Here is a 12487-nt window from a genome sequence, read left to right on the forward strand (position 1 = left end):
CCCCGCATCCTGACCCACGACGCTGTGGGTCAGGCCACACGGGTGCGGCCGCCGGCCCCGACGGCCCGCGGTGGCTCACACCGGGACGTCGCTCCGACGGTGCGGTCACACCGGGACGTCGCTACGACGGTGCGGTCACACCGGGACGTTGCTGGCGGCCTTCTTCAGGTTCGAGCCGGCGGTGACCTTGACGGTGTTGGCCGCGGGGATGTCGATGGACTCGCCGGTCTGCGGGTTGCGGCCGGTGCGCGCCGAGCGCTGGGTGCGCTCGACGGTCAGCAGGCCGGAGACGGCGACCTTCTCACCGCGGGTGATGGCGTCGACGAGCTCGTCCTGGAGCCCGGCGAGCACCGAGTCGACGGTCGAGGTGGGCACGTCGGCCCGCTTGGCGATGGCGGAGACGAGTTCGGCCTTGTTCACGATCTTCCTTCCGAGAGCGGCTGTGGGAGGTGCGACCGCGGCGGATCCGCCGAGGTCGGACCGGTGGCACGCTGCCATGCGGGTCTGACGATCCGCCACCGAGGGGGTCGGACGGGTCCCTCACGCACCACCGGTCCCACCCGATCGGGCGGCGACGCGCACCCCGCGCCCTTAGCGTGGGAGCATGCCGCAGCTCCCCGGGACCGACCTGACCGTCAGCGACCTGTGCCTGGGCGGCAACGTCTTCGGCTGGACGGCGGACGAGGCGACGTCCTTCGCGGTGCTGGACCGTTTCGCCGACGCGACCCCGAGCACGCAGGCCCCGTTCGTGGACACCGCGGAGTCCTACGGGAAGGGGCGGTCGGAGGAGATCCTCGGCGCCTGGATGGCCTCGCGCGACGCGCGGGACCGGGTCGTGGTGGCGACGAAGGCCTCCCCGCTGGAGAAGGAGCACCCGCTGTCGGCGGCGGCGATCCGCACGGCGGCCGAGGGGTCGCTGCGCCGGCTGCAGACCGACCGGATCGACCTGTACTACGCCCACTACGACGACGCGACGACGCCGCTGGAGGAGACGCTGCAGGCGTTCGACGAGCTGGTGCAGTCCGGCAAGGTCCGGTACGTCGCGGCCTCGAACTACTCGGCGGAGCGGCTGACCGAGGCCCTGGACACCTCCGAGCGGCTGGGCGTGACCCGGTACGCGGCGCTGCAGCCGCACTACAACCTCATGGAGCGGCCGGCCTACGAGGCGGAGCTGCGCGACGTGGTCCAGGAGCGCGGGCTCGGGGTGCTGCCGTACTTCGCCCTGGCCCGGGGCTTCCTGACCGGCAAGTACCGCGCGGGGGAGCAGGTCGACTCGCCGCGCGCGAAGGGGGCGGCGGCGTACGTGGGGGAGCGGGGCGACCGCGTGCTGGCCGCGGTGCAGGAGGTGGCGCAGGCGCACCGGGTCCCCGGTGCGGCGGTGGCGCTGCGCTGGCTGGCCGACCAGCCGACCGTGGTCGCGCCGATCGCCAGCGGCCGGTCGGTCGACCAGCTGGCCGACCTGCTGCCGATGCAGGACCTCGTGCTCACCGACGACCAGCGGCAGCTGCTCACCGACGCGTCGGCCTGAGCAGGGCCCCCACGGCGCGGCCGGAGGGGCCCCTCGCTCAGACCGTCCGGATCGCGGGGAGGACCGCGGCGTCGGAGCTCGAGCCGGGCTCGGGCGCGCCGTGGGCCTCGACGGCGTGCCGGCGGGTCTGGGCGAGGATCCCGGCGTCGTCGGCGGCGGTGAAGGTGGCGTCGCAGCCGGGGATGATGTCGCCGCAGGCGAAGCTCTTCATCGGTCTCTCCAGAGGTGCGGGGTGGCAACCGCCCGCCCGGGTGGGCGGTCGGGGATCGGGGTCAGCGCGCCGCGTGGGCGGAGGCGAGGTCCTCCACGCGCAGCAGGCCGAGGACGGCGCCGGTCGGGTCGGTGCAGACGACGGGGTCGAACCGCTGCGCCGAGGGCCGGGTCAGGGCCCGCTGGAGGGTCTCGGTGGTGTCCGCCGACGGCTGCACCCGCAGGGACACCGGCGCCGTGTACACCTCCGACGTCCGGGAGCAGGCCAACAGCAGGCCGACGGGCTCGCCCAGCGGGCCCACCAGCACCGCAGGGGGGACGCCGGGCAGCGCCTCGTCCGCGGCGACCTGGCGCACCGGGCGCAGCAGGCTCGCCACGCTCTCGGTGAGACGGGCGCGGGCGACCTGCGCCCGGACCAGGCGGGTGACCTCCGGCGTCAGCGGCGCGAAGTCCGGGCTCGGCCGGCCGAGCAGCCAGCCCTGGGCCAGCGGCACCCCGAGCCGCGCGAGGGCCGCCAGCTCACCGGCGGTCTCGATGCCCTCGGCCAGCAGCCAGGCGTCGATCCGGCCGGCGAACTCGCCGAGCATCTCGGCCAGCGCCGCCCGGACGGGGTCGGTGTCGACGTCGGTCACCAGGGCGCGGTCGAGCTTGACCAGCTGCGGCCGGACGGTGGCCATCTGCTGCAGGCCGGAGTAACCGGATCCGGCGTCGTCCAGCGCGACGAGGGCGCCGCGGGCGCGCAGGGCCTGCGTCTGGCGGCGCAGCGCGGCCACGTCGGCGACCGGCGTGTGCTCGGTGAGCTCGACGACGACCCGGGTGAGGTCCGGCCGCGTGGCCAGCGCCTCCTCCACCGGTGGGCTGCCGAGCAGGTGGGGGCTGACGTTCACGGTCAGGAAGGTGTTGTCCGGCAACCGCGGGACGGCGGCCAGCGCCTTGACGATGGCCAGGGACTCCAGCTGGGCGGCCAGGCCGCACTCCGCGGCGGCCGCGAACCACACCTCGGGCCCGGCGGTGCCCGGGAAGCGGGACAGCGCCTCGTAGCCGGCGACGCGGGCGGCGGCGAGGTCGACGATCGGCTGGAACACCAGCGTCAGGTCGTCGGGGTCGGCCAGCAGCGGACGGCAGTCCGGGAGGTGGCTCGTCCGTGTCACCGACATGCCGTCCCATCGGTTCACCGCGCCCGCCGCTTGACCGGCGTGCGGACCGGCTCACCCCGCAGGGGGAGCGACACGGGTGACGCGCGTCCCGCACGGTCCGATGGCGGATCACCGGCGTGACAGCATGGAGGTGTCGCGGTCAGCACACGGAGTCCGCTGCAGCAGCGGAAGGGGAGAGCATGGCGTCGCCACTGCCGTCCCCGTCGCCGCGTCCCCCCGACGTCCTCCACGACCCCCACCGCATCGCCGCTGCCCGCCGGCTGCTGGTCGAGGTGCCGGGCCCGGCCGCCTTCGACCGGCTCTCCGCGCTGGCCGCCCGGCTGGTGGGCGCCGGCCACGCCAAGGTCACCCTCTTCACCGACCAGGACACCGTCGTCGGCGGGTACGGCCTGCCGCCGGGGGTCATCGGCGGCCCGGCGCTGCTGACCGGCGCCATCTCCGCGATCACCGTGCGACGTGGGGCGCCCCTCGCCGTCCCCGACGCCCGGGCGCTGGCCTCGGTCGCCGACCTGCCGGCGGTCACCTCCGGCCAGGTCGCGGCCTACCTGGGCGTGCCGCTGGTCGCGGGCTCCGGCCACGTCGTCGGCGTCCTGGCCGTCTACGACACCGTGCCCCGCGCGTGGTCGGACGAGGCCGCGGCCCTGCTGGAGCAGCTGGCGGCCTCGGTCATCGCCGAGCTGGAGCTCTCGGCCGCGCGGACGGCGATCGGCACCTCGCTGGCCCGGCTGGACATCGCGCTGGAGGCCAGCTCCATCGGCATCTGGGAACGGGACCTCCGGACCGGGACGATGCTCTGGGACGAGCGCTGCGCGGCCCTGTTCGGCCTGGACGGCGCCGTCGAGCACACCTCCCTCCAGGAGGTGCTGACCGACCACGTCCACCCCGACGACCACCCCGCCGTCGTGGAGGCCATGCGCTCGGCGATCGAGCAGCGCGCGGAGTTCATGGTCGAGGCGCGGATGCGCCGGGCCGACGGCACCTACCTGTGGACGGTGTCGCGCGGGCGGGTGGTCAGCGACCCGCGCGGTGAGCCGGTGCGGCTGCTCGGCACCGTCGTCGACGTCACGGCCCCCCGCGAGGAGGCCGAGCGGCGGATGTCGGCGGTGCAGCGCGCGGCGGCCATCGCCGAGGTCGCCGCCGAGCTGGCCAACGCCACCCGCATCCCGCAGCTGGCCGAGATCGCCCTGCGCGGGGCGCGGGTGCTCGGGGCCGACGCCATCGGGCTGGCCGTCAAGGACCCGCAGGACCAGCGCCTCTACCTGCACCTCACCCGCCGGATCCTCGAGACGGTGGCCCGCGAGGTCGACGTCGAGCTCCCGCGCGACGGCGTCCCGATGGACGACGTCGACGACCTGCCGATCCAGTACGTCGCCCGCCACGGCGAACGGCTGACGTTCACCGACGCGGCCGCGGCCGAGGCCCGCTTCCCGCAGATGGCCGGGATCAACGCGGTGCTGGGCACGCGGGCCCTCGCCGCGCTGCCGCTGCGCGTGGAGGGGCGGCTGATCGGGAGCTTCACCGTCGTCTGGACCACCGAGCACACCTTCACCGGGCCCGACCTCGAGCTCCTCGAGGGGCTCACCGCGCAGATCGCGCTCACGGCCTCCCGGCTGCAGGCCGACCGGGTGCGCGCCGACGCCGTCGCCGCGATGGTGGAGGCCAACGCCCGGCTGCAGCTGCTCGCCGACGCCGGGCGGGTGCTGTCGGGCAGCCTGGACATCGGCCAGCAGGTCGGCCAGCTCGCCGACCTGGTCGTCCCCACGCTCGGGGACTGGTGCTGGCTGGTGGTCACCGACGAGCAGGGGCGGCTGCACGAGATGGCCTCGGCGCACCGGGACCCGGAGCTGCGCGCCGAGCTCGAGCTCTACGTGCACTCGATGGTCGCGGTCATGACCGACCAGGCCGCGGCCACCGTCGTCACCCGCACCGGGCGGCCGCTGGTGCTGCCGCGGATCGACGAGCAGCGGATCCAGCGGGCCATCCCCGAGCCGGCGACCCGGCAGCTGCTGGACCGGCTGGGCCTCGCCGCCGGCGTGGTCGTGCCCCTCGTGGCCCGCGGGCAGACCCTCGGCGCGCTCGGGTTGTTCAGCAGCGCCGAGCGCGGACCGCACTCCCAGGCCGAGATCGACACCGCGGTGGAGGTCGGCCGCCGGGCCGGGCTGGCGCTGCACCACGCCCGGCTCTACGGCCAGCAGCGGGTGCTCGCCGACGCCCTGCAGCACAGCATGCTCACCGCCCCGCCGGAGCCCGACCACTGCCAGATCGTCGTCAAGTACGTGCCGGCCGCGGCGGGCGCGGAGATCGGCGGCGACTGGTACGACGCCTTCCTCGAGGCCGGCGGCGCCACCGTGCTGGCCATCGGCGACGTCGTCGGCCACGACAGCCGGGCAGCGGCGGCCATGGGCCAGCTGCGCGGCCTGCTGCGGGGCATCAGCTACTCCAGCGGCGCCGCCCCGGCGCAGGTGCTGGGCGAGCTCGACCGGGCCATCCGGGGGCTGGCGCTCGACACCGTGGCCACCGCCCTGGTCGCCCGGCTGGAGCAGGAGCGGTCCGACCTGCGGCAGGACCGGACCCGGCTGCGCTGGTCGAGCGCGGGGCACCCGCCACCGGTGGTCGTCGCCCCCGACGGGGAGGTGCAGGTCCTCGACGGGCACCCGGCCGACCTGCTGCTGGGCGTGGACCCCTCCAGGCCGCGGGCCGACCGGGTGGCGGTCCTGCCGGCCGGCTCCACGGTGTTCCTCTACACCGACGGGCTCATCGAGCGCCGCGACCGCGACCTCGACGCCGGCACCGACGCGCTGCTGGCGGTGCTGCGCGAGTACGCGGACCTGCCGCTGGAGAGCCTCTGCGACCGCGTGCTCGAGCGGCTGTTCCTGCCCGACGCGGAGGACGACGTCGCCCTGTTGGCCGTCCGCCTGCACACCCAGACCGAGCCGCGCCCGGCCGAGGCCGGCCCGCAGCTCCTCCCGCCGGGCATCGAGCCGGCACCCGAGGTCAACCCGGAGGCCGGCGTCGACCGGTGAGCTAGCCGCGGTCGCGCCGCCGCAGCTTCGTTCGGCGTCCCGGGGTCCGGGCGCCACGCACGCGGACCAGCCGGCTGCGGGCCCGCCCCGGGAGGTCGACGGCCACCGGCGCCTCCCACCCGCGCCAGACCGACAGCACGCGCAGCGCGGCCACCAGGGTGATGACCACCGCCGCCACCGGGAGCGGCTCCACGTCCAGCGGCCCGGCCAGCACCGTCAGCACGGTGGCACCGAGCAGCGCGGCGACCGCGTTGTAGGGGCCGGGCTGGACGATCTCGGCCCGCTGGGCCAGCAGCACGTCGCGGATGACTGCGCCGCCGACCGCGGTGACCGTGCCGACGAACACGACGGAGGCGCTGGGCAGGGCGGCCAGCTGCGCCTTCTGCGCGCCGATGACGGTGAAGAAGCCCAGGGTGACCGCATCGAGCACGACCAGCAGCCCGGTCAGCCGGGACAGCCAGCCGGAGAAGTAGAAGGTGACCATCGCGGTGATCGCCACGGTGTGCAGGTAGGCGGGGTTGGTCAGCGCGACCGGCGGACCCTGGGCCAGCAGGACGTCGCGGATGAGGCCGCCGCCCAGCCCGCCGCAGACCGCCAGCAGCAGGACGCCGGAGACCGCGAACCCCTCCCGCGCGGCGAGCAGGCCCCCGGTGAGCGCGCCGACGACGATCGCGGCGAGGTCGACGGGGGCCGGCACCCGCAGGGCCTCGGCGGCCGCGGCGAACATCTCCACGGGCGGGCATTCTCCCCGGTCCTCCGGCCGGTCCGGTTCCCGGTGACAGCACGGTGGTGACGTCGCTAGCTTGCGCAGCACACCCGCCGCCGCCCTGGGAGGTCCCCGTGCCCGTACGCCCGCCGGACGAGAACGAGGTCGCTGCACTCGCGGCCAGCTACGGCATGAAGCCCAGCGCGGAGGACGTCGCGTCCTACACGCCGATCGTCGCCGCCTTCCTCAGCTCCTACGACGCGGTCGAGGAGCTCTACGAGGGCATCGCCCCGCAGGTGCCCGCGGACCGGACGAGCGCGCGGCCGGCCGACGCCGACAACCCGCTGGGCGCCTGGTACGTCACCACCGAGATCCGGGGGGCCGCCGAGGGCCCGCTGGCCGGCCGGACGGTGGCGGTCAAGGACAACGTCGAGGTCGCCGGCGTCCCGATGATGAACGGCTCGTACACCGTGGAGGGCTTCGTCCCCCGCGAGGACGCCACCGTCGTCACCCGGCTGCTCGAGGCCGGTGCGACGGTCGTGGGCAAGGCCGTCTGCGAGGACCTCTGCTTCTCCGGCGGCAGCCACACCTCCGTCACCGGGCCGGTGCGCAACCCCTGGGACCCCTCGCGGACGACGGGCGGCAGCTCCAGCGGCAGCGCCGCGCTCGTGGCCGCCGGTGAGGTGGACCTCGCGATCGGTGGCGACCAGGGTGGCTCGATCCGCATGCCGGCGGCGTTCTCCGGCATCGTCGGTCACAAGCCCACCCACGGCCTGGTCCCGTACACGGGGGCGTTCCCGATCGAGCTGACCCTCGACCACCTGGGCCCGATGACCCGCACGGTCGTCGACGCCGCCGCGATGCTCGACGTCCTCGCCGGCCGCGACGGCCAGGACCCGCGCCAGCCGGCCGACCTGGTCCCCGAGCAGTACGCCGCCGCGCTGGGCGGGGACGTCGCGGGGCTGCGGGTCGGGGTGGTCGCCCAGGGCTTCGGCTGGGAGGAGCTCTCCGAGCCCGGCGTGGACGAGACCGTGCGCGAGGCGGCCGGCCGGCTGCGGGAGCTCGGCCTCGAGGTGGTGGACCTCGACCTGCCCTGGCACCGGCACGCCCTGCACGTCTGGAACGTCATCGCCACCGACGGCGCGACGGTGCAGATGATCGAGGGCAACGCCTACGGCTGGAACTACGAGGGCCGCTACGACCCCGACCTGGTCGCGCACTACGGCCGCCAGCGGCGCGAGGTGGTCGACCGGTGGTCGCCGACGGTGACCGCGGTGGCGCTGGCCGGCCGCTGGTCGTTCGAGCAGGAGCAGACCCGCCACTACGCGATGGCGCGGAACCTGGCCACCGAGGTCCGCCGGCAGTACGACGCCGCGCTGGCCGACGTCGACCTGCTGGTGATGCCCACCGTGCCGATGGTCGCCCCGGAGATCCCGGCACCGGACGACCCGCTGGAGACCCGGGTGGCCCGCGCGCTGGAGATGATCGTCAACTGCGCGCCGTTCGACGTCAGCGGTCACCCGGCCACGAGCGTCCCGGCCGGGCTCTCGCAGGGCCTGCCGGTCGGGATGATGCTGGTCGGACGCCGGTTCGAGGACACCACCCCGCTCAAGGTGGCGCACGCCTTCGAGCAGCTGGTCGGCGGCTTCCCGCGGCCACCCGCCCGCTGACGACCGCCCTCCGCCACCTGCTCGCCGTCGTCGATCGTGGGATCGGTGCCTGCTGTCACGGTGTGTCCCACCGTGTCGCGTGCACGGATCCCATGATCGAGGCGGAGGCGGAGGCGGAGGCGGGCCCCGGGCGTCTCACTGGGCGGGCGGGACCTCCACGGCGGTCGCCGTCCCCGCGAGCACCCGGGTGTCGTGGGCGGCCAGGTCGTGGCGGTGCATCGTCTCCTGCCGCGCCGGCTCCTCCTCCAGGACCGCCGCCCGCTTCCAGTCCGCCGGGATGGCGAAGCCGTCGACCAGCGTGACCGCGTGCGGACGCAGTTCGGCGAGCAGCCCGTTGACCGTGGCGGTGAGGGCCTTGGCCCGCGGCGCGGAGAGCCGGCCGTGCTCGAGGAACCAGCCCTTGTGCGCCTCGACGGTCGACAGCGCGTACAGGTCGCAGAGGCGGTCGAGCAGGGCGCGGGCGCCGTCGTCGGCGGTGCGCTCGATGCCGGCCACGAACGCCTCGAGCACGATCCGGTCGATGTGCGCCTGCGCGGCGGCCAGCACGTGGTCCTGCACGTCGTTGAACACGTCGAACGGGTCGGAGCCGGGCTGCGCCGCGCCCCGGCGGAGCCGGCGGATGGCGCTGTCGAGGGTGTGCTTCTCGCGGTCCTCGAAGACCTTCAGCTGCCAGCCGCGGTCGAGCATGGGCACCTCGTCGTCCCGGCCGGGGACGGCGTCGACCAGCCGGGCGATGAGCCCGCGGGCGGCGGTCCGCTCCAGCACGGTCTCGCGGACCAGGTCGGCGACGAACCCGATCCGGCCCCACCCGTCGAGGGAGCCGAAGGCGTCGCGGTAGCCGGTCAGCAGACCCTTGGCGACCAGCTGCATCAGGACGGTGTTGTCGCCCTCGAAGGTGGTGAACACGTCGGTGTCGGCCTTGAGGTGCGGCAGCCGGTTCTCCTGCAGGTAGCCGGCGCCGCCGCACGCCTCGCGGCACAGCTGGATGGTGCGGGTGGCGTGCCAGGTCTGGGCGGCCTTGAGCCCGGCGGCGCGCGACTCCAGCTCCCGCTGCGCCCGCTCGTCGACCTCCTCCGCGCCCTGGACGTCGTGCATCCTGCCGACCAGCTCCTCCTGCGCGAAGGAGTACGCGTAGGTGGCGGCGAGGGCCGGCAGCAGCGTGCGCTGGTGCACGAGGTAGTCGTTGATCGCGACCTCGCGGTCGCCGCCGGGGGCGGCGAACTGGCGGCGGACCTCGCCGTAGCGGACGGCGATGTCGAGGGCGAGCTTGGTCGCCGAGGACGCCGAGCCGCCGACGCTCACCCGCCCCCGGACGAGCGTGCCGAGCATGGTGAAGAAGCGGCGGGTCTCGTTCTCGATGGAGCTGGTGTAGGTGCCGTCGGGCGCGACCGAGCCGTACCGGTCGAGCAGCATGTCCCGCGGCACGCGCACGTGGTCGAAGGCGAGCCGGCCGTTGTCGACGCCGTTGAGCCCGGCCTTGGGGCCGTCGTCGCCGATGGTGACGCCGGGTAGCGGGTCGCCGTGCTCGTCCCGGATCGGGACCAGCCAGGCGTGCACGCCGTGCCGCTCGCCCCGGGTGACCAGCTGCGCGAAGACCACCGCCATCCGGCCGTCCTGCGCCGCGTTGCCGATGTAGTCCTTGCGGGCGGCCTCGTGCGGCGTGTGCAGGTCGAAGGTCTGCGTCTCGGGGTCGTAGGTGCACGTCGTCCGCAGTTGCTGGACGTCGGAGCCGTGACCGGTCTCGGTCATCGCGAAGCAGCCCGGCAGGTCGAAACCCATGATGTCGCGCAGGTGGGCGTCGTGGTGCCGCTGGGTGCCGAGCAGCTGGACGGCGCCGCCGAACAGCCCCCACTGGACGCCGGCCTTCACCATGACCGACAGGTCGGTGAAGGCGAGCATCTCCACCGAGACCACCGAGCCGCCGGCGTCGTCCTCCCCGCCGTACTCCTCCGGGAAGCCGCGGGCCACGCGGCCGGACCCGGCCAGCACCCGCGCCGCCCGGGTGACCCGCGCGCGGGCCTCGGCGACGGTCTCGCCGTAGACGGGCAGCAGGTCGGGGTCGTGCAGGTGCTCGCGGGCGTCGCGGCGGACGTGTGCCCAGCGGCCGTCGAGCACCTCGGTGAGCGCCCTCGGGTCCACGGCGGTCGGCAGCAGGGACGTCACTTCGGGTCCTCCTCGGGGACGACGCCGGACAGGCCGGCCCAGGCGAGATCGGTCAGGTGGGCGGCGAGGTCGGCGCGCGGCATGGGGCGGTCGGCCTGCAGCCACCAGTCGGCGGCGGAGCGGACCAGGCCGACCAGGCCGTGGCCCCACGGAGCGGCGGCGGCCGGGTCGCGGCCGGCCTGCTCGAGGGCCACGGCGACCAGCGCGGCGGCCTGGTCGCCGACCAGGTCGGAGAGGGTGCCGATGGGGTCGGGCGCCGCCGGCCGGTCGGCTCCCGGGCGGCGGACGACGAACCGGTAGACCTCGGGGTCGGCCTCGAGGAACGCCAGGTAGGTGTCGACCGCGGCGGCGAGCATCTGCCGCGGCCCGGTGCTGGAGGTCATCGCCTCGCGCAGCCGCGCGGTGAGCTGCTCGGCCACCCGCGCGCAGACGGCGACGTGCAGCTCGGCGCGGTCGGCGAAGTGCCGGTAGACGGCGGTCTTGCTGGTGCCGGCCGCCGCGGCGATCTCGTCCATGCCCACGCCGGCCCCGTGCCGGCCGACCGCGGCGAGGGTGGCGTCGACCAGCTGCTCCCGGCGGGCGCGGCGGTGCTCGTCCCACCGGGAGTCGCGGCGGTCGCGCCGGCGTGCCACCACGGTCCCGAGGGCCTCTCCGAGTTCCACGGTACCGACGGTACCGAGTACCGTCGGTACCTGCTGTTGTCCCCGTGCCGACCCCACTCCCCGGAGGTACCTCGATGGCTCCCACGCCCCGGAAGGCCGCGATCGTCGGCGGCAACCGGATCCCGTTCGCGCGGTCGAACGGGGCCTACGCCTCCGCCTCCAACCAGGACATGCTCACGGCCACGCTCGACGGCCTGGTCGCCCGCTTCGGCCTGCAGGGCCAGCAGCTCGGGGAGGTCGTCGCCGGCGCCGTCCTCAAGCACGCCCGCGACTTCAACCTGACCCGCGAGGCCGTCCTCGGCTCCCGGCTGGCGGCGTCCACCCCGGCCTACGACGTCCAGCAGGCCTGCGGCACCGGCCTGGAGGCGGCGGTCCTCGTCGCCAACAAGATCGCCCTCGGCCAGATCGAGTCGGGCATCGCCGGCGGTGTGGACACCACCTCCGACGCCCCGCTGGCGATCCACGACGACATGCGCCGCCTGCTGATCACGCTCAGCCAGGCGAAGACCGTGCAGCAGCGGCTCAAGGCCCTCGCCGGCGTGCGCCCGGGGATGCTCGTGCCCGAGGCCCCGCGCAACGCCGAGCCGCGCACCGGCCTGGCCATGGGCGACCACATGGCGATCACCGCGGCCGAGTGGGAGATCGGCCGCGAGGAGCAGGACGCGCTCGCCGTCGCCTCGCACCGCAACCTCGCCGCCGCCTACGACCGCGGCTTCTTCGACGACCTCGTCACCCCCTACCTGGGGCTCACCCGGGACCAGAACCTGCGGCCGGACACCTCCGTGGAGAAGCTCGCGACGCTGCGTCCGGTGTTCGGCACCGGCGAGGGCGCCACGATGACCGCGGGCAACTCCACCCCGCTGACCGACGGCGCCTCCGCGGTGCTGCTGGCCTCCGACGAGTGGGCGGCGGCGCGCGGCCTGCCGGTGCTGGCCCACCTCGTCGACGCCCAGACCGCCGCGGTCGACCACGTCCACGCCGGCGAGGGGCTGCTGATGGCCCCGGCCTCCGCCGTCCCGGTGCTGCTGGCCCGCAACGGCCTCACCCTGCAGGACTTCGACTTCTACGAGATCCACGAGGCGTTCGCGTCCACCGTGCTGGCCACGCTCAAGGCCTGGGAGGACCCCTCGTTCTGCAAGGAGAAGCTGGGCCTCGACGCGCCCCTGGGCCCGATCGACCGGTCGAGGCTCAACGTCAACGGCTCGTCGCTGGCCGCGGGGCACCCGTTCGCCGCGACCGGCGGCCGGATCGTCGCGACGCTGGCCAAGCTGCTGCACGAGGCCGGCCCCGGCCGCCGCGGCCTGGTCTCCATCTGCGCGGCCGGCGGCCAGGGCGTCGTCGCCATCCTCGAGTCCTGAAGGGGGCACC

Annotated in this window: 10 protein-coding genes; 4 read left to right on the top strand and 6 right to left on the bottom strand. The window is 75.2% G+C overall.

Going from position 1 to position 12487, the window contains the following annotated elements; translation table 11 throughout:
• Positions 1-135 precede the first annotated feature (135 nt).
• A complete protein-coding gene (locus ACI79E_RS08460; RefSeq protein ID WP_091223132.1) occupies positions 136-420 on the bottom strand; it encodes an HU family DNA-binding protein in 285 nt (94 codons plus the stop codon).
• A gap of 184 nt (positions 421-604) precedes the next feature.
• Between ACI79E_RS08460 and ACI79E_RS08465 the strand changes: the two genes are divergently transcribed.
• The gene (locus tag ACI79E_RS08465) at positions 605-1528 is read left to right on the top strand and encodes an aldo/keto reductase (protein WP_456932083.1); all 924 of its coding nucleotides are present in this window, start codon (positions 605-607) and stop codon (positions 1526-1528) included.
• A gap of 37 nt (positions 1529-1565) precedes the next feature.
• Here ACI79E_RS08465 and ACI79E_RS08470 read toward each other — a convergent pair whose 3' ends face one another.
• On the bottom strand, positions 1566-1739 hold the full coding sequence (locus ACI79E_RS08470) for a DUF1059 domain-containing protein (protein ID WP_456932084.1): 174 nt from the start codon (positions 1737-1739) through the stop codon (positions 1566-1568).
• Between the two features lie 61 nt (positions 1740-1800).
• A complete protein-coding gene (locus ACI79E_RS08475) occupies positions 1801-2889 on the bottom strand; it encodes an EAL domain-containing protein (protein WP_456932085.1) in 1089 nt (362 codons plus the stop codon).
• A gap of 185 nt (positions 2890-3074) precedes the next feature.
• Here ACI79E_RS08475 and ACI79E_RS08480 point away from each other — a divergent pair, with 185 nt between their 5' ends.
• Complete coding sequence (locus tag ACI79E_RS08480; protein ID WP_456932086.1) at positions 3075-5918, top strand: SpoIIE family protein phosphatase; 2844 nt, start codon at positions 3075-3077, stop codon at positions 5916-5918.
• A 1-nt stretch (position 5919) separates the two neighbouring features.
• On the opposite strand, the gene ACI79E_RS08485 is transcribed toward ACI79E_RS08480, so the two are convergent.
• Entirely contained in the window at positions 5920-6645 is a 726-nt protein-coding gene (locus ACI79E_RS08485; RefSeq protein WP_456932168.1) for a trimeric intracellular cation channel family protein, read from the bottom strand.
• Positions 6646-6758: 113 nt separating this feature from the next.
• On the opposite strand from ACI79E_RS08485, the gene ACI79E_RS08490 reads away from it, so the two are divergent.
• Positions 6759-8294 carry an amidase gene (locus ACI79E_RS08490; RefSeq protein ID WP_456932087.1) on the top strand — a complete coding sequence of 512 codons (1536 nt, stop codon included), beginning with the start codon at positions 6759-6761 and terminating at the stop codon, positions 8292-8294.
• Positions 8295-8429: 135 nt separating this feature from the next.
• Here the strand turns inward: ACI79E_RS08490 and ACI79E_RS08495 are convergent, their stop codons facing one another.
• Positions 8430-10457 (bottom strand): acyl-CoA dehydrogenase family protein, encoded by a 2028-nt coding sequence (locus ACI79E_RS08495; protein WP_456932088.1) that lies wholly within the window; start codon positions 10455-10457, stop codon positions 8430-8432.
• The gene (locus ACI79E_RS08500) at positions 10454-11119 is read right to left on the bottom strand and encodes a TetR/AcrR family transcriptional regulator (RefSeq protein WP_456932089.1); all 666 of its coding nucleotides are present in this window, start codon (positions 11117-11119) and stop codon (positions 10454-10456) included. The genes ACI79E_RS08495 and ACI79E_RS08500 overlap by 4 nt, the downstream gene beginning before the upstream one ends.
• A gap of 74 nt (positions 11120-11193) precedes the next feature.
• On the opposite strand from ACI79E_RS08500, the gene ACI79E_RS08505 reads away from it, so the two are divergent.
• Entirely contained in the window at positions 11194-12477 is a 1284-nt protein-coding gene (locus ACI79E_RS08505) for an acetyl-CoA C-acetyltransferase (protein WP_456932090.1), read from the top strand.
• Positions 12478-12487: the final 10 nt, after the last annotated feature.

Source organism: Geodermatophilus sp. SYSU D00079 (assembly GCF_054050635.1).